This window comes from Haloparvum sedimenti (assembly GCF_001462205.1).
GTDB classification, from domain to species: Archaea; Halobacteriota; Halobacteria; order Halobacteriales; family Haloferacaceae; genus Haloparvum; species Haloparvum sedimenti.
The window spans coordinates 97,219-123,063 of the sequence record NZ_LKIR01000121.1 but is presented as its reverse complement, the minus strand read 5'-3'; the positions used below and the strand labels follow the sequence as shown (position 1 = coordinate 123,063).

Sequence of the window (25,845 nt, the reverse complement as noted above, 5' to 3'; positions counted from 1 at the left end):
GATGCGAAGCGTCGGCGAGTTCGTCGTCGTGGAGGCGCTTCCCGAGGTCGCGGTCGTCGCGGGCGCCGCGGTCACGACGCTCGCGGACACGTGGTTCGTCTTCGGCCTGCTCGCGCTGGTCTACTGGTTCCTCCCGGAGGAGTACGCCGTCGCTCCGCGGCGCTCGGGGGGCGCGCTGGTCGCGCTCGCGACGTGTGCGCTCGCGATCCTCACCTTCCTGAAAGTGGGGTTCGCGTTCCCGCGCCCGCCGGCTGCGGCGACGCCCACGCCCGCGCCGGGCTGGCTCCCGGGACTCGCGGCGTCGTGGTTCGAGGGAACGACCGCGAGCGACGGATTCGGCTTCCCGAGCGGCCACGCGACGGGCGCGACGATCACCTACCTCGGGCTGGCGACCCTGCTGGACCGGCCCGACCGACGGACGCGGCTGCTGGCGGGCGTCGGGCTCGCGGTCGCCGTCGCGCTCTCGCGCGTCGTCATCGAGGTCCACTACCTCGCCGACGTGGTCGCGGGCGTGGCGCTCGGGACGAGCGTCCTGTTCGGTGGCCTCTGGCTGATGCGGCGCGCGGGCGCCGCGGTCGAGAACGACGCGACCGGCCTCGCCGATCCGGATCCGGCCGCGCTCGACCCCACCCCGGTCTTCCTGGTCGCGGCGCTCGCGGGCGTCGGCGCGACCGCGGTCGCCGCGGCGACGGGTCATCCCGGGAGCCTGCTCGACGGCGCGGTCGGGATCGGAACCGGCCTCGGCGGCGCGCTCGGCTGGCGGATCTGTGACGGCGACGAGCCGCCCCTGACGCTCCCCGTCGCGGTGCCGGCGCTGGTGGTGACCGGCGCGCTGTGGCTCGGCGTGCTCGCGGTCGAGCCGCCGCTTCCGGTCGCGGTGGCCATGGCAACGGCCGCGACCGCGGGGATCCTCGCGGCGCCCGCGGTCGGGGAGCGGGTCGTGAACCGCCGCGGGTCGGCACTCGACGCGTAGGCGGCCTCCGAGGCCTCCCCTCAATCAAGCCGCCCGCCGAGGAACTCCTCGACGAGCAACAGCAGGTTGTACGTCACGGTCACGGCGACGCCGACGAGGAGGAAGGCGAGGCGTCCGCCGGCACCGGCGCTCGCGACGGCGACGATGAGGCCGCGTGCGGCCAATAACGCCCCGCCGGTCGACAGCAGGTGGATCGCGGACGCCACTCGCGAGGTCGGTGATCGCTCGGCGGTCATCTCGTCGGCCATGCCGCCCCACGCGACCTCCGCGAGCAGGGCGAACCCCGCGAGCGCGCCGCCCACGTACGCCAGCACGCCCCACACGTCCGGGACGCCGAACGCGTCGATCAGGAGCGCACCGGCGCCCCACACCGCGAGCGTGTAGCCGTACGCCTCCGATTCGGCGATCAGGTTGTGCTCCAGCCGCGTCCGGGCGTTCATCGCCACGACGCACTCCCGCGGCGCTCATAAATGCCTGCCTCGTCGCCGAGCAGGACGGGGAGCGTCTCGCCGGGCAACGCTGGACGGCGCTGTCGGCCTGTCGGGGACAAAAAATCGACCGAGTGCCGCGCGGAGCGGCCGGCTCAGAAGGTTTCGAGGTAGCGGTCCTCTTCCCACTCGGAGACCTGCGTGAGGTACTCCGAGAACTCCTGGGTCTTGGCCTCCGCGAACTTCTCGGAGACGTGCGGGCCGAGCGCGTCCTGGACCACGTCGTCGCTCTCGAGTTCCTCGACGGCGGCGCCGAGGTTCGGCGGGAGCGTCTCGATGCCGTACTCCTCGCGCTTCTGTTCGTCGAACTCGTAGATGTCCTCGCGGACCGGGTCGCCGGGGTCGGCGTCGTTCTCGATCCCGTCGAGGCCGGCACCGATGAGCGCGGCCAGCCCGAGGTAGGGGTTACACGACGGGTCGGGGCTGCGGACCTCGAAGCGGGCGGAGACGCCCGCGGCGTCGGGGACGCGAACGAGCGCGGAGCGGTTCGTGTCGGACCACGCCACGTAGATGGGCGCCTCGTAGCCGGGCACGAGCCGCTTGTAGGAGTTGACGGTCGGGTTCGTGATCGCCGTGAAGGCGGGAGCGTGGTTCAGGATACCGCCCATGAACTGGTAGGCCGTCTCGCTCAGGTTGAACTCGTCGCCCTCGTCCGCGAAGGCGTTGCCGTCCTCGTCGAACAGCGAGATGTGCGTGTGCATGCCCGAGCCGTTGATCTCCGCGATCGGCTTGGGCATGAACGTCGCGTGCAGGTCGTGCTGGCTCGCGACCGCCCGGACGACCGCCCGGAACGTGGCGATGTTGTCCGCGGCGGTGAGCGCGTCGTCGTACTTGAAGTTGATCTCGTGTTGGCCCTCGGCGACCTCGTGGTGGCTGGCCTCGATCTCGAAGTCCATCTTCTCGAGCGTGAAGATGATCTCCTTGCGCACGTCCGAGGCGAGGTCCTTCGGCGCGAGGTCGAAGTAGCCGCCGTTGTCGTGGGGGATCGTCGTCGCGTTGCCGTCCTCGTCGGTCTCGAACAGGAAGAACTCCGGCTCGGGACCGATGGAGACGGTGTAGCCCATCTCCTCGGCGCGGTCGAGCACGGACTTGAGCACCTGCCGCGGCCCGCCCTCGAACGGTTCCCCCTCCGTGGTGACGATGTCACAGACGAGCCGTGCGGCACCTGCGTCGCCGTCGCTGTCGCTGCGCCACGGGAGCACCGCGAACGTCTCGGGGTCGGGGATGAGCCGCATGTCCGACTCCTGGATCCGGACGAACCCCTCGATGGAGGAGCCGTCGAAGTAGATGCCCTCGGTGAACGCCTTCTCGGCCTGATGGGCCGGCACGGAAACGTTCTTCACGACGCCGAGAATGTCGGTAAACTGGAGCCGCAGGAAGTCGATGTTCTCCTCGTCGATGCGGTCGAGAACGGCCTGTTCCTCGTCGGTAAGCCCACCGTCGGGTTTGGCGTGGTCGTCCGTCATGTTTTGGACGGATAGATCCAGTATACCCAATATAAAGGTCTTATCGATTGGTGCATGAACCGCCGAGCAGAAATCGAAACTGGATGTTCGTAAAGTTCTAAACCCCTCCGCACCTCGGGAGATGTAATGACGTACGAAAACCTCGACGCGGAACTCGTGAACGAACTCCTCGGAAACGGTCGCGCCAGCCTCCGCAGCCTCGGGGAAGACCTCGACGTGTCGGTGACCACGGTGTCCAACCACCTCCGCGACCTGGAGGACGAGGGCGTGGTCCGGGGGTACACCCCCATCGTCGACTACGACAAGCTCGGCTACGACGTGACCGCCATCCTCCAGCTAAAAGTTGAGGGGAGCGCGCTCCCGGACATCACCGAGCGCCTCCGGCAGGAGAAGCAGATGGTCAGCGTCTACGAGGTGACCGGCGACTACGACGTGATCGCCATCGGCAAGTTCACCGACACCGACGGCATGAACGACCAGATCAAGACGCTGCTCACCGACGCGGACATCCGCGAGTCGAACACCTCCGTCGTGCTCAACGCGGTGACGGAGAACGAGCAGTTCGAGCTCGACCTTCAGGAGTAGGTACGTTCGCGACTCGGGTCCGCGTCGGTCGAGCGTGCCGACCGCGAGTCAGGCCATCCCCTCGAACGTGGCGTCCGCGGAGGTTCGTCCCTCGTTGAACGAGAGCACCGTCGCGCGGATCACGTCCCCCTCTCCCACGTCGCCGGGGATCTCCTCCGCGAAGATCACGAACCCCTCCACCTTGCCGACCGCGACCTCGCTGCCCGAGTGGTGGTCGGTGATCTCCGTGACGCCGAACTCGACCGTCTCGCCGAGTTCCACGGGTGGCTCCCGCTTTTGTGCTGCCTCGTGTGCACGCGCCGACTCGCTGGCTGCGCTCGACCGGCGCCGCCACACCAGCAGCGCCAGCAGAGCGACGAGGGCCACACCTCCGGCCGCGGCGAGATAGATCGTCTGCATACTCGGTCCCTCGGCGCGTCCCCATTTATAAGTAAAGGAGAGCGGCTGCGCCGCCGTCGCGATCGCCGCGGTTGTCCGCTACACGAGGTGCTCGGTCACGTCCTCGACCTCGTGGCGGCAGAAGGGGCAGCGGTACGTCGTCGTGAACCCGCTCGACTGGGCGACGGTGTTCGTCTCGAGCTCGTGCATGGCGATCCGACGCTCACAGTCGGGACACAGAACCTTCGGCACGGTCGTGATACGCGTTCACACGACAATAAATCGCCCGGTGTCGGCGGGACGCTCGGGAACCGCGTCGCGTCGGTCGGCCCGGTGTGTCGGCGTCACTCCAAGCGTGTACGGATGGTTCCGGCAGCTGCGACGACCGCGTGGTGGATCGCGACGAGCAGGACGACCGCGGCGACGATGACCGCGGCGGCCCGCGGCGTCGAGAGCAATCCGAGCGAGACGATGAGCGTCGTCGCGCAGGCGGGCGCGTGGTTGGCGTCGGTCGCGATCATCGCCCAGGAGGTCAGCGCGATGGAGACGACGCCGGAGGCGGCCAGTCGGAGCCCCGCGGGCGAGAACGGCGGCGTGGACGCGGTGAGCGCGACGCCCTCCGCGATGAGCGAGTACGCCAGCAGCCCCGCGGCTGCGCCGATGAAGTGGCTCCAGACGACCCGATAGCTCCGCGCACGGTCGGCCCGACGATCGAACGCGAGGAGGTACGCGGACGGGCCCAGACTCGGAAAGACGAACGCCTGTCCGGTCGCCCATGCGACCAGCCCGAGCACGGTGAAAAGCAGGCTCGCGTACAGGCTCGTGTAGACGCGGCGCCTGACCATGCCCGCCCCTGATGCTCATCGAAGAAAAGCCTCACCGATCCGGGCGTCCCCCCCCGCGAACCCGCGTCCGAATGCCCTGTCCCACGGGGTACGCGCCGCACATCGGGGCTATCGAACTGCACTCGCGGCGGGAGTTCTGCCTTCTCCGGGAAAACCGTTCGCCGCGGAGGGGCCGCCGGCGGACCGCAATACCTGAGCCGGTCTCGACGCCGAAACCGTCGAGATAACGGTACCCTGCGCCTTCCGCTCAGTCGTCCAGTTTCTCGACCAGCCCCTCGGGGGGCTGCTCGGCGTCGCTCTCCTCGCCGGGGGTCTCGGGCGGCGCGTCGAACTCCGGGTCGAACAGGCGGAGCGCGGTCTGAATGGTGGTCCAGTCGTCCTCGCCGGCGGCGTCGCGGAGCGACTTCGTGGGCGCCGCGAGCAGTTGGCCGACGAGCGCGTCCGCGAGCGCCTCGACGGTTTCGCGCTGCTCGGCGGTGAGCCCCCCCTGCGTCTCCAGTTTGGTGAGTGCCGTGTCGACCTCGCGGGCCTTGGTGCGCTCCGCACCCGCGTACATCGCGGAGATGACCTCGTCGGCGCGCTTGCGCTTGAACGAGTCGAGCAGGCGGTCCAGCTCGTCGTCGATCATCGTCTCGACCGCGCGAGCCTCCGCCTCGCGCTGTTCGCGGGTCCGGCGCGTGACCGACTCCAGCGCGTCGATGTCGTACAGCGTGACGCCGTCGAGCTCGTCGGCCGCCGACTCCACGTCGCGCGGCTGCGCGATGTCGATGCAGACGACCTCGCCCGCGTCGATCAGGTCGCCGCGGCCGAGGACCGGCTCCGGGGCGCCCGTCGCGCTGATCACCAGATCCGCGGTCGGGATCACCTCGACCAGCTCCGAGAGCGGGACCGCGCGCGCGTCCGTCTCGACCTCGCCGGCGACGTGTTCGGCGTGCGGGACGGTTCGATTGGCGACGACGACATCCGCGGTCGGAGTGTCCGCGAGCGCGCGCGCCGCGAGCGTCCCCATCTCGCCGGCGCCGACGACGACCGCGGTCGCGCCGGCCAGATCCAGTTCGCGGGCGGCGAGTTCGACGGCCGCGGAGCCGAGCGAGACGACGCCCTCGTTGATCGCAGTCTCCGTGCGGGCGCGCTCGCCGACGTGGATGGCCTTCGTGACGCTCTCCTCCAGCATCGGGCCGATGCCACCCGCGGATCGCGACTCCTCGTAGGCGGTCCGCACTTGGCCGAGGATCTGGTCCTCGCCGAGCACGAGCGACTCCAGTCCGGCCGCGACCCGCATCAGGTGGCGGAGGCTCTCCTCGTGGTCGAGGTGTCTGATGGCGCCCTCGCGCACCTCCGGAGCGAACGCCGAGAGCGCCGCGGTGCCGTCGGCGGCCCTGTCGGTGACGACGTACGCCTCCGAGCGGTTGCACGTGGAGACCGCGTACGCCTCCGAGACGCCCTCACGGGCGAGCAGGTCGGAGACCGTCGCGCGGACCGAGTCGCCGCCCGCGGCGTCGATCTCGTCGACCGACGCCCGGGTGTGAGCAACGCTGACGCCCGTGATTACGCCGGTGTCGATCATGCGTTGCACGTCTCCTGGACCACCCTGTTGGCTTCTTCCCGAGCGTTTGCGTCGCCCGCTTGTAAAGCCTTCCAAACCGGCCCCGACCGCACGACGGCGCGGACCGCGTCCCGCCGCGTCTCGGGGTCGACGCCCGCTGCCTTCAGCTCCGCGCGGATCTCGCCGGTCAGCGTCGCCATCGCCCCCGCGCCCTCGAGTTCCGCCTCGATGCGCTCGCGGAGGTGCTTCGCGAGCGCCGGACTGGTCCCGCCCGTCGAGACGGCCACCGTCACCGGGTCGTCCGCGACCGTCGCGGGGACCACGACGCTCCCCGCGTCGCGCCCGCCGGCCTCGTCCGTCCGGTTGACCAGCGCGCCCGCCGCCCGCGCGGCCGCCTCCGCCGCCGCGTTGACCGCGGGGTCGTCCGTCGCCGCGACCACCAGCGCCGGGTCGGTCCGCTCGACCCACTCGCCGACCGCGTCGGCGTCTGGGGCCTCGCGGATCAGGTCGACGGTCCCGGCATCGCCGTCGTCGACCCCGTCGGTCGACATTTCCCGCAGCGCGTCCGAAAAGGCCGGACTCACGACGATTACCGACGCTTCCGACGCGAAGCGGCGGACCTTCCGGGTCGCGACGCTCCCGCCGCCGACCACCAGCACGGTCTCGCCGTCGAAGTCGTGGAACAGGGGAATCATGGATGTCGGAGAACTCCGAGGGGGATCAGGCCGTGTTCGAACTCGCGCGCTCGTCGATCCGGATCCCCGTCTTCTTCAGGATCCGCGTCGAGAACAGCGTGTCCCAGTCCTCGTCGCTCACGTCCCAGTAATCGTCCATCAGCTCTTTTACCTGCTGGACTCGTCGGTCGCTCTCCGCCTCCGAGCGCCCGTGGGTCATCGCGAAGAAGTTGTACGGCCAGACGCCGTCGTGGCGCGGCCGCTCGTAGCAGTGAGTGACGAACTCCAGGTCGGCGACGACCGGACCGACCTCCTCGAGCACCTCGTCGGGGACGTTCCAGACCGTCATCCCGTTCTCGGTGTAGCCGAGCGCGTAGTGGTTCGGGATGACGCCGACGCGGCGGACCTTCCCCTCCGCGTCGAACCGCTTTATCGTCTCCACGACCCACTCGGTCTCGGCGCCGACCGCCGCCGCCACGTCCGCGTAGGGCGTCTCCGTTATCGGGAGCCCGCCCTGGATCTCCACGACGAGGTCGCGCTCCGCGGGCGTCAGCGCGTCCCGTCCCGAGGGTTCGACCGCGGGACCGAGCTCCGAGAGGTCCACGTCGCCGTCCGGAACCGGTCCGTCGAGGAGGAACTTCGCGCCGACGTGGAACTCCTGCACCTTGGGTAGGTTGTACGTCTCCTGTCCGGTCTCGGCCTCGATCTCCGCGAGCACCTCCGCGACGCGGTCCGCGCCGTCCTTCTCGGGATCGGGGTGGTCCGCCACCGAGACGACGAACCACATGTTGAGGTGCGGGTGCTCGCGCTCGTAGTTGTGCGCGACCTCGACGAAGTCGTTCACGGTCTCCGCGACCTCGTCGTAGCGCTCCTCGGGGGCGTGCATCGCCACCAGCGACGCGGCGCCACCGATCTCCTCGGCGTTGACGAGCGCGCCGAACCGCGAGAGGACGCCCTCGTCGTCCAGTTCGCGCACGCGCTCGCAGAGCTCCGGCCCCGTCACCTCGACGCCGCGCTCCCGGAGCGCGGCCGCCGCGGGCTCGAAGGGCCGCTCGACGACCGGGAATCCCCCCTGAAAGGCGTTGAGGATCGCCCGGTCGAGCGTCGACAGATCCGCGTCGACCTGCTTCATACGCGCCCTGAGGGCCGCGGCGGATTAAGGAGTTCGGAGCCGCGGTCGGCCGAGCGGACTCAGCCGTCGAGGTCCCGCGCGATGTCCGCCAGCGACCCGCTCGGCCCGGCGTCCACGTCGTAGACCGCGCGCTCGCCCGGCAGCCGGAGCCCGTAGGCGTCGCCCGACTCCACGACGTCGAGCAGCAGGGAATCGTCCTCCTCGCGGTCGTGCTCACGGAGCCACGCGACGAGGCGGTTCTCGCCCTCGCCGGGGGTCCGCGCGAGCCGTCGGTTGTCGTAGGCGCCGCGGATCAGGCGACCGCTCGCGTCCGAGACGATCCGCGCGTGGTACGTCTCGCGGTCGACGATCAGCCGGACGAGATCGCCGTCCGAGAGCCCCAGCGCGTCCGCGGACCCGGACTCGACGCGACGGTCGAGTTCGCCGTCGCTCGGGAGGCGCACGCAGGGCTTCCGGGTACCGCCGCTGCGGGCGACCGTCACGCGGACGGACGCGACGCTCTCGTCGTCGGAGGTGACGCGCGCCATCGAAAAGGTGGGTCGGCTACTCCTCGTCGCCGTCGTCGCCCTCGCCGAGCGCGGCGGCCACGTCGCCCTCGCCCTCGACGACCTTCACGTTGATCTGGGCCACGTCCTCGGCGACCTCGGCGCCGCGGACCGTGACTCGCTTGCGCTCGCCCTCGCGGGACGGCTCGTAGCCGACGCCGCCCTCGAGGAGGAGCTCCTTCAGGCTCGTGCCGGGGACGTCCGCGCGCATCGGCCGCCCGGTTTCGTCCGAACCGCCGGTGATCTCGACCGTGAAGCCGTCGAGGCCGACCGCGGCCCCGTCGGCCTCGTCACCGAGGCTCAGTCCGAGAAACCGATTGGCGTCCTGTCCGTCGACCTCGCGCTGGAACGTCGCGCCGGTGTCGGGGTCGGCGACGACGACCTGGAATTCTGCCATGCGGGAAACGACAGCCCGGCCGAGTAAAAGTACGTCGGATCCGCGGCCGCACGGGAGCCGTCCGCACGGAGGGGTTTCTGTCCCGGTCGTGGCTGGCTGTTTCTGTCCCGGTCGTGGCTGGGCTGTTTCTGTCCCGGTCGCGGCCAAGTCCTTTTTGTCCCCGGGCAGGGCGGGAGTTCCGAACCCAGCGCAGCCGCTCTTTATTTCTCCGGGAGGACGTCGACGGCGATGGTCTCCGTCGGCGTCCCGTCTCCCCACGGACCTTCGGCGAACGCCGTCTCCAGCGCCCGTGCGACGCGGTCGGGGTCGGACGGTCCGCCCGCCGCGGCGAGGCTCCCGACGCTCTCGGGGTCGAAGGGGACGCAGAGGGCGTCGTACACCGGTGTCAACACGTCCGCGACGGCCGATTTGTCGCTTTCGACGACGACCAGACAGCCGGACACGAGCGCGGCGTCCTTCTGCACGCGCTGTGCCAGTCCGGCGACCTTGCCGCCGTCCGCGACCCGGACGGAGTGGTCGCCGGGACAGAAGGACGCCGCCGGCTCGCCGCGCGTCACGTCCGCGCCGAGGCCGTGGAGAGTCTCCAGAAGCGTCTCGGTGGCAGTCGCGTAGCGCTCGTCGAGTCCTTCCCGCATCTCCGCAAGCGGGACCGCGACCGCGAACGCCAGTGTCTCCCCGGTGTACGCGACCGCGCGGCCGCCGACGCTCCGCTCGACCGTCTCGTAGCCGCGCTCCAGCGCCGCCGCTCGTGCCCCCGAGAACCCTTCCTCCCGGGCGTCGCGCCGCCCGAACGCGACCTGTCGGTGCGGCGCGCGAACGCGGACCCGCGCGGTCCCGTCCGCGGCGGTCGCGGACAGCATGGCGGCCGTCGCCTTGCGGTCCGCGTCCGGCGTCTCGGCACGGCCTCGAACCACGCGCATGACTCCTCCTCGGCGACCGATCGACAAAAACGGGCCGGGGACCGACGCCGCTTTGCCGACCCGGTCCGGAGACCCGAGCGATGAGGGTCACGCTGTCTGGCGAGGTGCTGGCGCGCTACCCGCGCTTCTCGCTGTACAACTCGCCGTACCCGGCCCACGACCGCGGGCACGCGGTAGACCTCTATCCCGCCGGCGACGGCGGGACCTCTCCGGTCGCGGGCGTGGTGCGCGAGACGCGGACCGTGGGCTGTCCGGACCGCTCGTACGCTGCGGAGCGAGACCACCTGATCGTGATCGACGTGGACCCGGAGTGGGCCGCGGCGGCGGGCGTCGAGGGCGACCTGCTGGCGCGGGTGCTCCACGTCGATCCGACGGTCGAACCCGGTGACCGGGTCTCGGTCGGCGACCGTCTCGGCCCGATGGTGCGGTCCGGGTTCTTCGGCCAGTGGGTGGACAGACACGTTCACCTCGGATTCCGTCCGGCCGACGAAAACCCCTACCGAGCGAGCGGGTCGCTCCCGGTCGACCTCGGCGTCGACGTGGCGACGGCCGCGTGGGACGGCACCGGCCGCGTCGTGGAGACCGGGCCGACGCACGCGGTGCTGGACGCGCCGACACACCCCGCGCCGGGCGATCGGTTCGCGGCGCTGGCGAGCGACGAGGGCGTCCCGCTGGACGGCGGGCTCCGGCACTACGCGGGCGGCGGCGCGCTCGGCACGGTCGCGGGCGATACGGCGTCGACCCGCGAACGCGACGTGGAGCTCTCTCTCCTCGACGAACGCGTGGGCGTCGCGGACGGCCGCCACGTGCGGTGGAAGCCGGTGGCGATCAGTGCGAACGGCGAGCCGGCGGCGGGGCTGTCGCTGTTCGCGTCGCGGGAGCGGCTCGGCGTCAAGCTGGTGCTCCCGGAGGCACCGCTGACGGTGGGCGACGAGGTCCGCGTGCGGGTCGCGCCGACGGACGACCCGGTGCGGTTCGGCGTGGGGCGATAGACGGAGGCCGACGCAGCGACGACGCAGTCGCTACGGGAGACAGAAAATGGCGAACAGCCGGCGCGCTCGAACCTGAGCTGTCGGACGGTCTCGTGGATCATGGCTCCGCGGCGGTGCGTCGGACGCCCGCTGAGTTCGCCGCGGAGTGCGTCGTCAGGTCATGGGGCGTCTGCGGCGTCATCGCTGAAAAGGTTCGGCCGACAACTCTCCGACCGTTCGCCGCGATCCCCGGAGTTACAAGCCGGCCGCCGCAGAGGTGGAAGGCATGAGTCAGGATCCAGCGGACCTGCCCCCGCTGCCGGACGACGCGGCGGCGTTTCTGGAGGAGCGGATCGAGGCGGAGCACGGCTACCTCTCGTGGCTGAACACGGGCGTCGAGTCGGTCGAGCGCGGCCGGATCGTCCTCACGATCCCCTACGACGACAAGCTCACGAACAGCGACGGGGAGACGATCCACGGCGGCGTCGCGGCGACGCTCATCGACACCGCGGGCGGACTGGTCCAGCGGACGGCGTTCCCGGATCCTCTGGACGGCGGCGTCGCGACGGTGAACCTCAACGTGAACTACCTCAGACCCGCGACCGGCGACCTCCGAGCGGAGGCCGAGGTGGTGCGCGCGGGCGGCTCCATCGGCGTCAGCGACATGCGCGTCACCAGCACCGCGAACGGCGAGACGCGCGAGGTGGTCGTCGGACAGGGGTCGTTCCGGCTGTTCCGCGAGGATTGAGAGGAGGGTCGGACGGCGCCGCCGGTCAGCGCCCGAAGCCGGGAAGGTCGTCGAGAACCGCGTCCGCGTTCTCGACCGCGTCGCGGAGGGCTTCGAGGCCGGACTCGCCGACGCGGTCGGGGTTGGCGTGGACACGCACGTCCTGTTCGCCGAGCGGGACGAAGCCGAGCCCGAGTTTCTCCGCGGTCGCTCGCAACCCGACGCCGGCGTCTGCGTCGCCTGCGCTCACTTTTCTGGCGGGGCTCTCGTAGGCCCGGACCGCGAAGTCGAAGCCGTCGACCGCCTCGGTCACCTCGCGGCGCTCGACGCCCCGGTCCTCGGCGAGCGCGGCCAGTTCGTTCGCGAGGCTGGTCCTGAGTCCCGAGTCGGTCGTCCGGTTGACGAACCGGAGGTCGCGGTCGACGAGGTCTGCGAGTCCGGCCACGCCGTCGGGATTTCCGGCGGGGACGACGAGCCCCCACTCGCGCGTCCACCCGCCGAGGTCGACGGCGTCCACCTCGCGCTCGACCGGGCCCGCGGTGACCGCGATGTCGGGTAGGCCGTCCCGGAGCCGGCGGAGCCCCTCCCGTGAGCCGACGGGGAGGTACCGCGGGCGGTCCACCTCGTCCAGCAGGCGGTTGAGCGCGGGGTCGTCCTCGCCGACGCCGAGCAGGGTCGGCGGGCGCACGTCGGGCGAGAACAGCTGCACCTCGACCGCCTCGCCCTCGCCGAGGTAGTCCGTGTCCGGGTCCACGGCGACGACGCCGTCCGCCTCCACGAGGCTCGTCGTCGCGCCGGATCCCTTGTCGACCGGGTACGCGAGCGGGGCGGCGTCCGGCCGCTCCAGCAGGCCGACTGGCATCAGTCTGAGCCGCCCCTCGCCGTAGCGCTCGCCGGCCGCCATCCGCGCGGTCACGGTCGCGGTCGCGGGCTCGGGCTGGCCCGCCGCCTCGCGGACCGCCGGCGCGACGAACGTCCGGAAGATGGTGAGCGCGGAGACGGGGTAGCCGGGGAGGCCGACGTACGCCGACTCGCCCGCGCGCTCCGCCTCGGGCGACCGGTCGAGGCGCCCGATCAGCATCGGCTTGCCGGGCTTGACCGCGACGCCGTGGAGCAGCAGGTCGCCGCGCTCCTCGATGACGCGGTAGATCACGTCGACCGCGCTCGCGGAGGTGGACCCCGACGACAGCACGAGGTCGCACTCGTCGGCGGCCCGCGTCAGCAGGCGCTCCATCTCCGCGTAGTCGTCGCCGGCGTGCGGATAGAGCTTCGCCTCGCCGCCGGCCTCCTCGACGCCCGCGGCGATCGTCGTCGAGTTCACGTCGTAGATCTGTCCCCGTGCGGAGTCGAGTTCCTCGCCGGGCCGGACCAACTCGTCGCCGGTCGAGACGATGCCGACCGTCGGCTTCCCGCGGACCGGCACCGCCTCGCGCCCGAGCGCGGACAGCAGGCCGATCTCCCGCGGCGTGAGCCGGGTTCCGGGGCCGAGCGCGCGGGCGCCGGCCGCCACGTCCGCGCCCGCGACCATCACGTGGTCGCCGGGCGCGACCGAGGTGCGAAACGCGATGCGGTCGGGGTCACCCGCCTCGTCCACGTCTCCGCCGTCACCGTCGGCTCCGTCGCGAACCTCGTCCGTGCGCTCGACCATCACCACGGCGTCGGCGCCCGGCGGCATCACCGCGCCCGTGGAGATCTCGGCGCAGGTCTCCGACTCGACGGTCACGTCGGGCTCCGAGCCGGCGTGGACCGCACCGATAAGGTCGAGCTCGACCGGGTCCGCCTCGTCGGCGCCGAAGGTGTCCCGGGCCCGCACCGCGTAGCCGTCCATCGACGCGCGGTCGAAGCCCGGCACGTCGAGGTCGGCGTCGATCCGCTCCGCGAGGACGCGCCCGCGAGCGTCTTCGAGCGGGACCGACTCCGGTTCCGGGGCGAGGTCCAGCGAGGCGATGGCCTCGCGGGCGGCCGCCGGCTCCGCGAGGTCGCGGAACTCCTTGCGGTCGCTCATTCGGTCGCCTCCCAGATCTGTACGTCGACCGTTTCGCCGGCGTCGATCCCCTCGCGCCCCTCCGGGACGACGACCCAGCCGTCCGCGAGCGCGACGCTCGACAGGACGCCGGAGCCGCTGGCGCGGGTGGGCTCGGCGACCGGTCCTTCCTCACCCTCGGCGAGGCGAACCCGAGCGAACGTCCGCGTCCCGGGCTCGCTGGCGATCTTCCTGGTCAGGGTCGCGTGTCTGGTCGGGTGCGGCGGCGCCTCGGTCCCCGCGACCGCCGCGACGACCGGCCGCAGGAACTGGACCGCGTTGACGATGCAGGCGACGGGGTAGCCGGGGAGACAGACGACCGGCGTCCCGTCCGCGACTCCCAGGCACACCGGGTGGCCGGGCTTGAGCGCGACGCCGTGGACGAGCACCTCGCCGACCGCGTCGAGCACCTCGGGGATCAGGTCGCGCTCGCCGACGGAGGAGCCGCCGGTCGTCACGACCACGTCCGCGTCGAGGTCGCGCTCGACCGCCGCGCGCAGCGCGGCCTCGTCGTCGGTGACCACGTCGCGGTAGCGCGTTGCGGCGCCCCACCGCTCGGCCATGCGGGAGACGGTGAGCCCGTTCGTCTCGATCACCTCACCCGGGCCGGGGTCGCGCTGGACCAGCTCCTCGCCGGTCGGGATCACGGCGACTTCGGGCGCCTCGTACACCGGGACCTCCGTGAGACCGACCGACTTCAGCAGCCCAAGGTCGGAGGGACGGAGCCGGTGGCCGGGCTCGTAGAGCCGCTGGCCCTCGGCCACGTCCTCGCCGGCCGGCCCGACGTTTTCCCCCTCGGCGACCGCGTCGAACGTCTCCACGTCGCCGCCGACCTCCTCGACCTCCTCGATCATCACGACGGCGTCGGCGCCCTCCGGGAGCGCGCTCCCGGTGTGGACGCGGGCCGCCTCGCCCGGGCCGACGGCCGCGGCGTTTTCTGAACCGGCATCGCCCGCCCGCCGGAGCACCTCCGGCGAGCGCCCGGACGCCCCGAAGGTGTCCTGCGCGCGCACCGCGTAGCCGTCCATCGCGGCGCGGTCGTACCCCGGTACCGGCGCCGGGGCGTCGACCGGCTCCGCGACGACGCGTCGGTCGGCGTCCGCGAGCGGGACCGTCTCGACGCGCCCGTGGGGCGTCGCCGCGCCCAGCAGCGTCTCTCGGGCGTCCGCGACTCGGGTCCGGTCCTTGAACCCGGTCTCGTGTCTGTCGTGGCTCATGCGTGGCGGTTCCGGGCCCGACGGCAAAAACCCCGCCGACCGCGTCGGACTGGCCTCCGGTAGCACCCGCGAGCCGGCTACGACAGCACCTGCGGGCCGAACAGCATCACCAGCAGCGCGACCAGCATCGTCAGTCCGACGCTGACCGTGATCGACCGCGTCAGCGCGGGACGCGCCTCGACCGGAAGCCGAGAGACGACCGCCTCGGTCGCGGTGCGGAGGATCCGTCCACCGTCCAGCGGGAACGCCGGCACGCAGTTGAAGATGGCGAGCTGGAGGTTGATCCAGCCGGTCCAGAACAGCAGGTTCGCGGCGAGGAACACCCCGCCGTCGCCCAGCGCCGACAGCGGACCGGTCACCTCGTAGAAGGCGGAGTTGCTCCCGACGAACCCCGCGAAGTTGTACTGGATGCTCGGGTCGACGACCGCGAGGAACGGGAGGACCGTGACGAGCAGCAGCGTGCCCAGCAGGCCGCCACCGGCCTCGCCGCTCAGCAGGGAGAGGTAGTAGTCAGCGGGGTAGCCCGTCATCCCGAGGCTGTCCACGCTCACGCCCGAGACGCCCGGCGTGGCGAAGATGCCGAGGAACGCGCCGCCGTCCTCCTCGTGCGTGCCGAGCTCCACGGCGTAGTTCGTCCACTCGTAGCCGCCCTCGCCGTCGCCCGCCGTCCGGTACGCCTGTACGGTGACCTCCTCGCCCGGTTCGTGCGCGTCGAGCGCGGCGGTCAGGTCGTCGTTGTCGACGACGCGCTCGCCGTCGACCGACGTGACGACGAGATGGTCGCCGGCGGGCGCGCCCGCCGCCTGGAACGGCCCCTCCTCCGCGACCGCGACGAGCGCGCCGGCCGGCGCGGTGACCGTCTCCCCGTCGGCGGTCTCAAGCGTCACCACGGGATCGTCGGCGGCGGCGATAGCCTCACGCAGGCCGCCCTCCGTGCGGACCGCGGTGCCGTCGACCGCCACCACGGTGTCGTTGACGCTGACGCCGGCCGCGCCGTCGCCGGCTCCTCCGCCGGACCCGTTCGACGGCGCGGCGAACGGCGAGGTCTCCGCGACGCTGGTCACGAGCAGGGCGCGCTCGACCTCCGCGGTCGTGCCGTCGGAGAGTTCGACGGCGACGGTCTCCGCGTCGGTCGTCTCGAGCCGCTCGGAGAGCTCCGAGGCGTTCGCGACCGGCTCTCCCTCCAGCGCGACGATGCGGTCCCCGGCGCCGATGCCGGCGTCGGCGGCCGGCGAGCCGGGGTAGGTTCCGCCGACCGCGGCGCCCGGCGCGACGGAGATGGCGCCCGCGACCGGGCCGAAAAGCAGCGCGAACGCCAGCGCGACGACGACGAAGTTGGCGGTGACGCCGGCGGCGAACATCCGGGTGCGGCCGCCGCGGTCGACCTCCTTCGTGGACTCCTCGTCCGGTTCGACGAAGGCGCCGATGGGGATCAGTGTGAGCAGCGCGACGCCCATCGAGTCGATCTCGATCCCCTCGACGCGGCAGAGCAGGCCGTGGGCGCCCTCGTGGACCACCAGCGCGACCAGCAGGCCGACCACGATCTCGGCCGCCACCGTCAGCGGGAGGAACTCGTTGACGCCGGGGATGATCAGCACGTTCTGCGGCGTGTTGATCCCGGTCGGGGCCGGCGGGTTCGCCACGATCGAGACCGCGTTGGCGACGAGGAGCACGAACATCCCCGCCATGATCACCAGCGCGGCGCCGACGCCGACGTTGGCGACCGCGCGCCACAGTCGCTTCGGGCCCGCGAGGCGGTCGAGCAGCGCCCGCCCCCGCTTCGTGTGGATCGTCGTCAGCGGGCCGGAGACGCGGACCGCGTCCGGGAGGTACCCCCGGTTGCGCAGCCACATCGCGGCCGCGGTGTACGCGAGGATCCCGAGCAGGATCCACTGCAGGGTATTCATTGTCCGCGGTTCGGGTGCGTTCCGGGTAAGCCGTTCGGTTCCCGGAGTTTCGACTCGAACCGACCGCGCCGGGCGCACGGGTCGCGGCTCCCGAGGGGGACGCGCCGCTCTCGGCAGGTATCAACACACAAGTACCCGCCCCTCGAACGTTCGTCCATGAACGCGCTTCTGGACTTCGTGGTTCGCGTGGTCGGCGACGTGGGGCGTCTCGGCGGCGTCTTCGTGGAGCAGGTACTGGCGAACGGCGACCCGATCTCGATCGCCGTGTTCGTCGTCGGGCAGCTGTTCATGGTCGGCGCCATCGCGGCGCTCGGATACGCCGCACTCGGCGCCCTGCTCTCGGAGATCGGCGTGGACCTCCCGGCGCTCGGCGCCGGCGTAGCGAAGTAGTCAACGGGCCGGCAAGGGGCAAGTCAGTCCCGTTACCCGCCTCTTTTGACGACGCTGTCCGAACCGGGAGCCATGGATCCAGATCTTGACCGGTTCAACTCGCGCCGGTCGACCGTCTACGGCCAGCGAGGCGTCGTCTCGACGAGCCAGCCGCTCGCCTCGCAGGCGGGCATCGAGACGCTGCGCGACGGCGGTAACGCCTTCGACGCGGCCGTGGCGACCGCGGCCGCGCTCAACGTCGTCGAGCCCACCTCGACGGGTCTGGGCGGCGACGTGTTCGCGCTGTACAAAACGGCCGACGGCGAAGTCGGCGCGATGCGCGCCTGCGGCGGCGCCCCGGCGGACGCCACGCTGGAGAACGTCCGCGAGGCGGTCGCGCAGGACCCCGACGCGGACGCCGACGACCCGGCCGACGCGGAGATGCCGGACACGGGCGCGCTCGCGGTGACGGTCCCCGGCACCGCCCGCGGGTGGGAGGCGACCGCGGAGGAGCTCGGGACGAAGGACCTCGGCGAACTGCTCCAGCCCGCGATCCGGTATGCGACCGAGGGGTACCCGGTCTCGGAGGTCGTCTCCGCGCAGTGGCAGCACGGCGAGGAGCTGTTCGAGACCGAGAACGCGCGCGAGGTGTTCCTGTTCGACGGCGAGGCCCCGGAGACGGGCCAGACCGTGCGCCTGCCGAAGCTCGGCGCGTCGATGGAGACGATCGCCGAGGAGGGCGCGGACGCCGTCTACGAGGGCGAGATCGCGGAGGCCATCGCCGACGAGGTGCAGGAACAGGGCGGCTTCATGACCGTCGACGACCTGGCCGACTTCGAGGTCGAGTGGCCGGAGCCGGTCTCGACGACGTACAACGGCGCCGAGGTGTACGAGCTCCCGCCGAACAACCAGGGGCTCATCGCGCTGGAGGCGCTCAACGTCGCCGAGCAGTTGGGCGCCGGCGAGTACGACTACGACTCCGCGGAGCGCGTCCACTACTTCTCGGAGGCGCTGAAGGTCGCGTTCCACGACGGTCACCGCTACATCACCGACCCCGACTACGAGGACCACCCGCCGCTCGCGTCCGAGGCGTGGGCCGAGACGCGCGCCGCGGAGGTCGGTCCGGAGGCGAACCACGACGTGAGCTTCGGCGTCCCGAACGCCGGCGAGGCGGAGGACGCGGACACGGTGCTGCTCACGGTCGCGGACGACGAGGGCAACGTCGTCTCCTACATCAACTCGCGGTTCGCGGGCTTCGGCTCGGGCGTGGTCGCGGGCGATACCGGCATCGCGCTCCAGAACCGCGGTTCCTCCTTCTCGCTGGACGCGGACCACCCGAACCGGATCGAGCCGGGCAAGCGCCCGTTCCACACCCTGATTCCGGGTCTCGTCGAGTTCGACGAGGACGACTGGGCCGCCTTCGGCGTGATGGGCGGCTACATGCAGCCGCAGGGGCACGTGCAGGTGATCAGCAACATCGTGGACTACGGGATGCCGCTCCAGCGCGCGCTCGACGAGCCGCGGTGGCGCTACCGCGAGAGCGGCGAGCTCGCGCTCGAACCGCAGTTCGACGACGACGTGGCCGCCAAGCTCGTCCGGAAGGGCCACGACGTGCAGGTGCTCTCGCCCGGCCTGTTCGGCGGCGCGCAGATCACCCGCAACGAAGGCGGCGTGCTCTCCGGCGCGACCGAACCCCGCAAGGACGGCAACGCGCAGGGGTACTGACCGGCCGCGTCGCTGGCAGGGATTTTTCTGTCGCTGCAGGATTTCCGTGGATGCGGGCCTTCTGTAACTGCGCGCCTTCTGTAACGGCGGGCCTTCTGTAACTGCGCGCCTTCTGTAACGGCGGGCCTTCTGTAACTGCGCGCCTTCTGTAACTGCGCCGGCCGAGACCGCGGCCCTCGCCCGCCCGATCAGTCCACGTCGCGGAGCCCCTCGCCGACGATTCCGCCAAAGTAGCCGCAGACCGCGAAGTAGACGACCGCGACGACAGCCAGCACCGGGAGCGAGATGGGCCAGTCGATGCCGATGACGGCGGCGGGGATGGTGATCCCCGGGATCGACGCGAGCGCGCCCGAGAGCGCGCCGACCTGCCAGCCCGCGCGGTCGCCGTCGTGGAGGTACGCCGCGACCGTGCCGCCGACCGCCGGCGAGAAGGGGACGAACACGAGGGGGACGGTGACCGCGGCGCCCACGCCCGCGCTCGGAAGCGTGTCCATGCGCCTCCTCCGCGGTCGAGGGACAAAACTCCGGCGCGACGCGACGGTGCGGGAGCGGGGCGGCCGCAGCCGGCCAGTGCCCTACGCGTCCGGCTCCGACTCGCCCGCCGCGAGAACGCGCTCGAAGACCGGCAGGATCCACTTCACCTGCGCGCCGTCCTCGACGAAGACGAGCGTGCGCGGCGGCCGGACCGCCTTCGGCCGGACGCGGAGGTCCCGCTCGGCGGCCGCCTCCGCGGCCGCGTCGGGAGCGGCGAGGAACTCGACGCGCGCGCGGTCCGAGTGGACGTACACCTCCGCGAGCGGGGGCTCATCCCGTCCGGCGTCGTCGTCCGGTCCGTCCTCGGTCCGGCGGACCGCGTACGCCAGCGCGCCGTCCGCGGTCGGCGCCACGTCGGGGTCGGCGTCGGTGACCGTCAGGTCGCGGAGCCGGCCCTCGTCCCCCTCGATCTCGGAGGCGAGCAGCTGAGCGATCCGGACGCCGTCGTCGAGGCGCTCGTCGACCATCAGGCGGTCTCCTCGCTCGCTTCGTCGCCCGCCGCGAGCAGCTCCTCGCGGACGGTTTTCGCCAGCGCGTCCACGTCGACCCCGTGCTCGCGGGCGTACACGACCGCGGCGGCTTCGAGGCTGATCGCCAGCGTGCGCTGGCGCTCGTTGATCGCCGCGACCGCCTCCTGCTTGTCGATGCCGGCCGCGACGACGGCGTCGAGCGCGCGCTCGAACGCCGACTGCTCGCGGAGGATCGACTCGTCGGGGACGAAGTTCTCGGGAACCGACACCTCTCCGGGGTCGAACTGCGGGACGAGGTCGCCGTCCTCGACCGCCACCAGCCCGCGCCCCTGCGCCACGTCGACGAGGCGCTTCGCCTGATCCGGGGAGAACCAGTCGCGGTCCAGCGAGAGCGCGACCACGAACTCCCCTTCGCCGAGCCGGTCCTTGCCGGACTGGCGGAACGGGACGGCGACGGCGGCCTCCAGACTCATGTCCGCACGACCGGCGCGGACGCCGGTAAACGTATCGAAGCGGTCGGCCGGAACCGCCGGCGGTGCGGGATAGGGGGCCACAGCCCCGAGTCGAACGGTTCAAGTATTCGCTCGCCGTTCGCTGTACGTATGAAGGATCAGGGACGCTCCAAGCGGAAGCGCACCGGCGGCCGACTGAAGCACTCCAGCGACAAGAAGCGCCACCAGCTCGGCCGCGAGGCGACCGAGACGACGCTCGGCGAGCCGCGCCTCCAGTACATCGACTCCCGCGGCACCGGCAGCAAGGTCAGCGCGCTCTCGACCAACCTCGCACAGGTCACCGTCGACGGCGAGACGGTCTCCGCGGAGATCGAGGACGTCGTCGACAACCCCGCGAACGTCAACTACGCCCGCCGGAACATCATCACGAAGGGCGCCATCATCGAGACCACCGAGGGCCGCGCCCGCGTCACCTCGCGTCCCGGTCAGACCGGACAGGTCAACGCCGTCGCCGTCGACGAGTAACGCGCTCGTTCTGTCGGACTTTCTCGCGCTTTTTCTCGGCCGGTAGCGACCGATCGGGACGGAGACGTGGCCGTGACTGCAGTCGAGGGCTTTCTCTCCGAGGGTTCGGTCGGCGCCCTCCGCGGCTCGCCGTCGTCTAAAGGTATTTCCCCGCGGGCCCCCGACGGACCGCCAATGCGGATGGAACTGCGGGTGTGCAAGCACTGCTACGACGGTTCGCACGGCAACGACCACAAGACCGCGGTCACCCGGGACATGGTCAAGTGCGCGGAGCGGATCCGCGAGTACAAGGACCTCATCGGCATCGACTCGCTGTACATCACCTACGTGAAGGAGGGCGACACCGGCGGCGCGGAGGCGCTGCCGGCCATCGTCGCCTCCATCGAGGGCAACCAGATCCAGCTGTCGGACACCCAGCTCGTGATGGAGGACGAGGAGGAGAACATGCTCGTCTACCCCGAGGTCGAGGACATCCTCGAGGTGCTCACCCGCAACCTCGACCAGATCGAGAACCAGACCCGCAACGAGGTCGGCGTCGACCTCTCCGACGAGACGCTGGAACTCGTCGGGTGACGCGCGGCGCCGCGTGCCGCCGCCGTCCCGCCGACGCCCACCTTTTAAGCACGAGCGACGCCCGAGGGGCGGTATGCTCGACAGGCTGCTCGGCCGCGCCTCGCTGAAGGAGCGCATCGAGGAGTTGGAGGAGGAGAAGCGCCACCTGGAGCGGCGCGCCGAGGCCGAGGAGGAGCGCCGGAGCGAGGCGGTCGCGGACCGCCAGCGCGCGGAAGAGCGCGTCAACAGGCTGGAGGACCGCATCGAGGAACTGGAGGACCGCGTCGAACGTGGCGGGGCCGAGGAGGCCGACCTCGAGTTCCGGCGCGTGACCGACGCGAGCGGCGAGCGTACGCGCGACGTGCTCGACCGTCTCCGCGGCGTTTCTGCCGGACGGGAGGGCGCGCTCACGGCGTTTCTGCCGGACGGGAATGCGCTGCCCGAAGCCGTCTCTGAGACGCTCGGCGACCGCGCGCCGCTCGCGCGTCGGGCCGCGCCCGCGGTCGTGGTCGCGGACGACGCCGGCCTCGTGAGCGCCGCGCTCCGACCACCGCTTTCCCCCGAGGAGGCCTTCTGCGCGTGGGACGACTCCTTCCGCCTGGAGGAGGCGTGGTTCCGGCCGACCGGGCGACTGGGCTTCGGCCTGATCCGCGCGGACACCTTCGCGGTCGGCACCTACGAGGCCGGCGAGCGCGTCGCAGTCGAGGGGTTTCACACGGACGTGATGGAGGGGCACTCGAAGGGCGGCTTCTCGCAGGGCCGGTTCGCGCGTCGGCGCGAGGGGCAGATCCACGACCACATCGAGGAGGCCCGCGAGGTGCTCGAGGAGGTCCGCGCGGACGTGGACCGGCTGGTGCTCGTCGGCGAGCGGAGCGTGCTGAGCGAGGTGCGCGACCTCGCGGACGCGACGGACGTGGCCGACGCGACCGGCGACCCCGAAGAGGCCCTGAACGACGCCTTCCGGGACTTCTGGACGACGCGCGTGTACGGGATCTGACCGGGGTACTGGGACACCGCCTATCGTCTTGGTGCCCGAAACTGTGGCGGTGCTGTGCGGTCGGCGCGCGCGAGAAACGCGCGCGAGGGAGCCCGCAGCCGCGGTCGCGTTGCGTTGCGGTCACGCGACCGCGGCTGCGGCGAGGCTGGGGAGGTGTGAGGCTGCGGTGCGGAGCGGTTGCGGTGCTGTTCGGGGTGGGACTGAAAGGGGCAGCCGGCTCGGTCCCGCCCGGACGACGCAAGCACCGCAGCGGGCTGTGCGGAGAGCGAGGAGCGCAGCGAGGCCCGGCGGGTCGAGCCGGCTGGGGCTTTCTGGACGTTGCTGTCCAGAGCAGCAGAGTTTGCAATAGAACCCGATCAGTAGTACAGAGAGTCGGCTGGGGCTTTCTGGACGTTGCTGTCCAGAGCAGCAGAGTTTGCAATAGAACCCGATCAGTAGTACAGAGAGTCGGCTGGGGCTTTCTGGGTGGTGCTGTCCAGATCAACAGGGTCTACGAGAGAAACACCTGCGTAGACTCCTGCGACTCCTCACAGCACCGCGATCTCCGCTCGCCCTGGAAAGGATGCTTTCAAGCGCCCGGTCGCCGAACCGGGAGGCATGTACGAGGGACTCAAGGGGTTCAGGGAGTTCTACCCCGAGGAGCAGTCCGCCCGCGCCGAGGTCGCCGCCACGCTGGAGGCGGTCGCGGCCCGGTACGGCTTCCGCGAGATCGCCACGCCCGCGCTGGAGCGGACCGAAATGTACGTCGACAAGTCCGGCGAGGAGATCGTCGACGAGCTCTACCACTTCGAGGACAAGGGCGGCCGCGACGTGGCGATGACGCCGGAGCTCACCCCGACGGTCGCGCGCATGGTCGTCGGGAAGGGCCAGGAGCTGTCGAAGCCGATCAAGTGGGTCTCCACGCGCCCGTTCTGGCGCTACGAGCAGGTCCAGCAGGGCCGGTTCCGGGAGTTCTACCAGACCAACGTCGACGTGTTCGGCTCCGCGGAGCCGGAGGCCGACGCCGAGGTGCTGGCGTTCGCCGCCGACGCGCTCACCGAACTCGGGCTGACCGGCGACGACTTCGAGTTTCGCGTCTCGCACCGCGACATCCTCGGCGGCCTCGTCCGCGCGCTCGCGGACGACCCCGAGGCGGTCGACACCGCCGCCGCGATCCGCGCGGTCGACAAGCGCGCGAAGGTCGACGACGCCGAGTACCTCGGCCTGCTGTCGGACGCCGGCCTCGACCGCGAGACGGCCCGGGAGTTCGACGACCTGATCGCCGGGGTGGAGACGGTCGACGACCTCGACGCGGTCGCCGAGGCGGGCGGCGACGACGTGGCGGCCGCCGTCGAGAACCTGCGAAACGTGCTCGCGGCCGCGGACGACTTCGGTGCCGCCGAGTTCTGTAAGCTGTCGCTGACGACCGCCCGCGGGCTCGACTACTACACCGGCGTCGTCTTCGAGTGTTTCGACTCGACCGGCGAGGTGAGTCGGTCGGTGTTCGGCGGCGGGCGCTACGACGACCTGATCGAGAGCTTCGGCGGCCAGCCGACGCCCGCGGTCGGCGTCGCGCCGGGCCACGAGACGCTCGCGCTGCTGTGCCAGCGCGCCGGCGTCTGGCCCGACGAGGAGCTGACGACCGACTACTTCGTGCTCACCGTGGGCGACACGCGGAGCGAGGCCGCCGCCATCGCACGCGACCTGCGCGACCTCGGGCACGTCGTGGAGACGGACGTGGCCGACCGGAGCTTCGGCGCCCAGATGGGCTACGCTGACTCCATCAACGCCGAGACCGTCGTCATCGTCGGCGAGCAGGACCTCGCCAACGACGAGGTGACGATAAAGGACATGGGCTCCGGCGACCAGACGACGGTCCCGGTCGACGAGTTCCCGCCCGAGGAGGGCCGGCCGACCTACGAGGACTACGAGTAGCGCCGGTCGCTCGCGGTTGACGGGCGGTTTCCGACGGCGTCCGCTTCCGACCGCGCCCGCTTCCGACCGCGGCCGCCACGGTTTTTCCCCTCCGCCCGCAACCCTTCGGTCATGTACGACGACGTGCTGCTGCCGGTCGCCCCGGACAGCGACGCCAGCCGAGCGATCCCGCACGCCGCCCACATCGGGGAGCGCGACGGCGCGACCGTTCACGTGCTGTCGGTCGCCGACACCGTGGTCGAGACGCTCACCGGCCCGGAGGTCGGGTCCCTCGCCGACCGCATCGAGAGCGCCGCCCGCGACCGCGTCCACGAGGTCGAGGCGGACCTGGACGAACGAGGGATAGAGACGCGAACGCACGTGGTCCGCGGCCGTCCCGAGGAGGTTATCTCCGAGGTGATCGAGGACGAGGGGATAGATATCGTCGTCATGCCGAGCCACACGCGCACCGGCGTCCAGCACTTCCTTCTGGGGTCGGTCGCCGAGCGCGTGGTCAGACACGCGCCGGTCCCGGTGACGACGGTGCCGATGAACGACCGCGACGCCGCCGCCGACGCGTAGCCGACGCCCCGTCCATCGCGACCCGAGCCGCGTCCTTTTAGCCCGCCCGCCGCCTGCCTCGGTCCGTGCGCGCGTTCCGCATCGCCTACGACGGTCGCCCCTTCTCGGGCTTCCAGCGCCAGCCGCAGGTCCCGACCGTCGAGGGAACGCTGTTCGACGCGCTCCGCGATCACGGGGTCCTCGGCGCGGACGACCACCGGCCGCCGGGGTACGCGGCCGCGGGCCGGACCGACGCCGGCGTCTCCGCGGTCGGCCAGACGGTGGCGTTCGACGCCCCCGACTGGCTCACGCCGCGCGCGTTCAACGGCCAACTCCCCGGCACCGTCCGCGCGTGGGCGAGCGCCGAGGTGCCCGAGGGGTTCCACGCCCAGCATCACGCCGCGCGGCGCGTCTACCGCTACTACCTCCATGCGCCCCGCGATCCCCGCTCCGGATCCCCGGCCGGGCGGATCGACGCCGCCCGCGTCCGCGCCGCGCTCGACCGCCTCTCCGGGAGCCACGACTTCGCGAACTTCACGCCCGACGACGAGGGGACGGTCCGCGACCTCTCCGCGGGGGCGACCCGAGAGGGGGACGCGCTGGTGATCGAGTTCGCCGCCGACGGCTTCCCGCGCGCGTTCGTCCGGCGCGCGGTTACGCTGGTCCGCGCGGTCGGGACGGGTGACGCCGACCTGGCTGACGTGGACCGAGCGCTCGACACCGAGCCGCTGACGGGGCGACGGGCGTTCGGCGCCGCGCCGCCCGAACCGCTGGTGCTGTGGGAGGTCGCCTACGACGACCCCGCGGTCCGAGACGGACTCGCGTCACCCGACTTCTCCGTCGACCGCGAGGCCGCCGAGAGCGCCCGGGTCGCGTTCGCGGAGCGCCATGTCGACGCCCGGACCGCGGCCCGAGTCACCGGGGCGATCAGCGACCGCGTCGGCCCTGAGGCCGACGACGGATAGCCGCCCCA

Annotated in this window: 28 protein-coding genes; 12 read left to right on the top strand and 16 right to left on the bottom strand. The window is 71.7% G+C overall.

The window, feature by feature from the left end; translation table 11 throughout:
- Nucleotide 1 precedes the first annotated feature (1 nt).
- Complete coding sequence (locus AN233_RS07890; protein WP_058366253.1) at nt 2-973, top strand: phosphatase PAP2 family protein; 972 nt, start codon at nt 2-4, stop codon at nt 971-973.
- Between the two features lie 20 nt (nt 974-993).
- On the opposite strand, the gene AN233_RS07885 is transcribed toward AN233_RS07890, so the two are convergent.
- Together AN233_RS07885 and glnA are read right to left on the bottom strand one after the other, a co-directional pair.
- Complete coding sequence (locus tag AN233_RS07885; protein WP_058366252.1) at nt 994-1,413, bottom strand: hypothetical protein; 420 nt, start codon at nt 1,411-1,413, stop codon at nt 994-996.
- 143 nt (nt 1,414-1,556) lie between these two features.
- On the bottom strand, nt 1,557-2,927 hold the full coding sequence (glnA, locus tag AN233_RS07880; protein ID WP_058366251.1) for a type I glutamate--ammonia ligase: 1,371 nt from the start codon (nt 2,925-2,927) through the stop codon (nt 1,557-1,559).
- A gap of 126 nt (nt 2,928-3,053) precedes the next feature.
- Here glnA and lrp point away from each other — a divergent pair, with 126 nt between their 5' ends.
- Nucleotides 3,054-3,512 (top strand): HTH-type transcriptional regulator Lrp, encoded by a 459-nt coding sequence (gene lrp / locus AN233_RS07875; protein ID WP_058366250.1) that lies wholly within the window; start codon nt 3,054-3,056, stop codon nt 3,510-3,512.
- 48 nt (nt 3,513-3,560) lie between these two features.
- Here lrp and AN233_RS07870 read toward each other — a convergent pair whose 3' ends face one another.
- The 8 genes from AN233_RS07870 to AN233_RS07835 all read right to left on the bottom strand — a co-directional run bounded on the left by AN233_RS07870 (nt 3,561) and on the right by AN233_RS07835 (nt 9,949).
- Entirely contained in the window at nt 3,561-3,911 is a 351-nt protein-coding gene (locus tag AN233_RS07870; RefSeq protein WP_058366249.1) for a hypothetical protein, read from the bottom strand.
- 323 nt (nt 3,912-4,234) lie between these two features.
- Nucleotides 4,235-4,735: an HPP family protein gene (locus AN233_RS07865; protein WP_058366248.1), complete on the bottom strand. Its 501-nt coding sequence runs from the start codon at nt 4,733-4,735 to the stop codon at nt 4,235-4,237.
- A gap of 247 nt (nt 4,736-4,982) precedes the next feature.
- Nucleotides 4,983-6,302 (bottom strand): glutamyl-tRNA reductase, encoded by a 1,320-nt coding sequence (gene hemA, locus AN233_RS07860; RefSeq protein ID WP_058366247.1) that lies wholly within the window; start codon nt 6,300-6,302, stop codon nt 4,983-4,985.
- Nucleotides 6,299-6,976 (bottom strand): precorrin-2 dehydrogenase/sirohydrochlorin ferrochelatase family protein, encoded by a 678-nt coding sequence (locus tag AN233_RS07855; protein WP_058366246.1) that lies wholly within the window; start codon nt 6,974-6,976, stop codon nt 6,299-6,301. Before AN233_RS07855 ends, hemA begins: the two co-directional genes overlap by 4 nt.
- 25 nt (nt 6,977-7,001) lie before the next feature.
- Nucleotides 7,002-8,087: a siroheme decarboxylase subunit beta gene (ahbB, locus tag AN233_RS07850; RefSeq protein WP_058366245.1), complete on the bottom strand. Its 1,086-nt coding sequence runs from the start codon at nt 8,085-8,087 to the stop codon at nt 7,002-7,004.
- A gap of 59 nt (nt 8,088-8,146) precedes the next feature.
- Nucleotides 8,147-8,614, bottom strand: a complete 468-nt coding sequence (locus AN233_RS07845; RefSeq protein ID WP_058366244.1) for a DUF7112 family protein — start codon at nt 8,612-8,614, stop codon at nt 8,147-8,149.
- A 16-nt stretch (nt 8,615-8,630) separates the two neighbouring features.
- Nucleotides 8,631-9,029, bottom strand: coding sequence for a 30S ribosomal protein S6e (locus AN233_RS07840; RefSeq protein ID WP_058366243.1), 399 nt, complete (start codon nt 9,027-9,029; stop codon nt 8,631-8,633).
- Between the two features lie 200 nt (nt 9,030-9,229).
- On the bottom strand, nt 9,230-9,949 hold the full coding sequence (locus tag AN233_RS07835; RefSeq protein WP_058366242.1) for a lipoate--protein ligase family protein: 720 nt from the start codon (nt 9,947-9,949) through the stop codon (nt 9,230-9,232).
- A gap of 80 nt (nt 9,950-10,029) precedes the next feature.
- Here AN233_RS07835 and AN233_RS07830 point away from each other — a divergent pair, with 80 nt between their 5' ends.
- Together AN233_RS07830 and AN233_RS07825 are read left to right on the top strand one after the other, a co-directional pair.
- Nucleotides 10,030-10,941: a hypothetical protein gene (locus AN233_RS07830; protein WP_058366241.1), complete on the top strand. Its 912-nt coding sequence runs from the start codon at nt 10,030-10,032 to the stop codon at nt 10,939-10,941.
- Between the two features lie 265 nt (nt 10,942-11,206).
- The gene (locus tag AN233_RS07825) at nt 11,207-11,668 is read left to right on the top strand and encodes a PaaI family thioesterase (RefSeq protein WP_058366240.1); all 462 of its coding nucleotides are present in this window, start codon (nt 11,207-11,209) and stop codon (nt 11,666-11,668) included.
- A 25-nt stretch (nt 11,669-11,693) separates the two neighbouring features.
- Here AN233_RS07825 and AN233_RS07820 read toward each other — a convergent pair whose 3' ends face one another.
- The 3 genes from AN233_RS07820 to AN233_RS07810 form a co-directional block, all read right to left on the bottom strand.
- Nucleotides 11,694-13,652 (bottom strand): molybdopterin biosynthesis protein, encoded by a 1,959-nt coding sequence (locus AN233_RS07820; RefSeq protein ID WP_058366239.1) that lies wholly within the window; start codon nt 13,650-13,652, stop codon nt 11,694-11,696.
- Entirely contained in the window at nt 13,649-14,887 is a 1,239-nt protein-coding gene (locus AN233_RS07815; protein ID WP_058366238.1) for a molybdopterin molybdotransferase MoeA, read from the bottom strand. Before AN233_RS07815 ends, AN233_RS07820 begins: the two co-directional genes overlap by 4 nt.
- A 77-nt stretch (nt 14,888-14,964) precedes the next feature.
- The gene (locus AN233_RS07810) at nt 14,965-16,794 is read right to left on the bottom strand and encodes a site-2 protease family protein (protein ID WP_058366237.1); all 1,830 of its coding nucleotides are present in this window, start codon (nt 16,792-16,794) and stop codon (nt 14,965-14,967) included.
- A 156-nt stretch (nt 16,795-16,950) separates the two neighbouring features.
- Here AN233_RS07810 and AN233_RS07805 point away from each other — a divergent pair, with 156 nt between their 5' ends.
- Both AN233_RS07805 and ggt read left to right on the top strand, forming a co-directional pair.
- Nucleotides 16,951-17,184 carry a hypothetical protein gene (locus tag AN233_RS07805; RefSeq protein ID WP_058366236.1) on the top strand — a complete coding sequence of 78 codons (234 nt, stop codon included), beginning with the start codon at nt 16,951-16,953 and terminating at the stop codon, nt 17,182-17,184.
- A 72-nt stretch (nt 17,185-17,256) separates the two neighbouring features.
- Complete coding sequence (ggt, locus tag AN233_RS07800; protein WP_058366235.1) at nt 17,257-18,888, top strand: gamma-glutamyltransferase; 1,632 nt, start codon at nt 17,257-17,259, stop codon at nt 18,886-18,888.
- 188 nt (nt 18,889-19,076) lie between these two features.
- On the opposite strand, the gene AN233_RS07795 is transcribed toward ggt, so the two are convergent.
- From AN233_RS07795 to AN233_RS07785, 3 genes are all read right to left on the bottom strand, one after another.
- Nucleotides 19,077-19,382: a DUF5518 domain-containing protein gene (locus AN233_RS07795; protein ID WP_058366234.1), complete on the bottom strand. Its 306-nt coding sequence runs from the start codon at nt 19,380-19,382 to the stop codon at nt 19,077-19,079.
- A gap of 81 nt (nt 19,383-19,463) precedes the next feature.
- On the bottom strand, nt 19,464-19,889 hold the full coding sequence (locus AN233_RS07790; protein WP_058366233.1) for a hypothetical protein: 426 nt from the start codon (nt 19,887-19,889) through the stop codon (nt 19,464-19,466).
- Nucleotides 19,889-20,365 carry a DUF2240 family protein gene (locus tag AN233_RS07785; protein WP_058366232.1) on the bottom strand — a complete coding sequence of 159 codons (477 nt, stop codon included), beginning with the start codon at nt 20,363-20,365 and terminating at the stop codon, nt 19,889-19,891. Before AN233_RS07785 ends, AN233_RS07790 begins: the two co-directional genes overlap by 1 nt.
- 129 nt (nt 20,366-20,494) lie before the next feature.
- Between AN233_RS07785 and AN233_RS07780 the strand changes: the two genes are divergently transcribed.
- From AN233_RS07780 to truA, 6 genes are all read left to right on the top strand, one after another.
- The gene (locus tag AN233_RS07780) at nt 20,495-20,869 is read left to right on the top strand and encodes a 30S ribosomal protein S8e (RefSeq protein WP_058366231.1); all 375 of its coding nucleotides are present in this window, start codon (nt 20,495-20,497) and stop codon (nt 20,867-20,869) included.
- 174 nt (nt 20,870-21,043) lie between these two features.
- On the top strand, nt 21,044-21,442 hold the full coding sequence (locus tag AN233_RS07775) for a hypothetical protein (RefSeq protein WP_058366230.1): 399 nt from the start codon (nt 21,044-21,046) through the stop codon (nt 21,440-21,442).
- 73 nt (nt 21,443-21,515) lie between these two features.
- The gene (locus AN233_RS07770; protein WP_058366229.1) at nt 21,516-22,418 is read left to right on the top strand and encodes a Vms1/Ankzf1 family peptidyl-tRNA hydrolase; all 903 of its coding nucleotides are present in this window, start codon (nt 21,516-21,518) and stop codon (nt 22,416-22,418) included.
- A 597-nt stretch (nt 22,419-23,015) separates the two neighbouring features.
- Entirely contained in the window at nt 23,016-24,332 is a 1,317-nt protein-coding gene (hisS, locus tag AN233_RS07765; protein ID WP_058366228.1) for a histidine--tRNA ligase, read from the top strand.
- A 111-nt stretch (nt 24,333-24,443) separates the two neighbouring features.
- Complete coding sequence (locus tag AN233_RS07760; protein ID WP_058366227.1) at nt 24,444-24,893, top strand: universal stress protein; 450 nt, start codon at nt 24,444-24,446, stop codon at nt 24,891-24,893.
- A gap of 65 nt (nt 24,894-24,958) precedes the next feature.
- A complete protein-coding gene (truA, locus tag AN233_RS07755; protein ID WP_080508405.1) occupies nt 24,959-25,837 on the top strand; it encodes a tRNA pseudouridine(38-40) synthase TruA in 879 nt (292 codons plus the stop codon).
- The last annotated feature ends 8 nt before the right edge of the window (nt 25,838-25,845 follow it).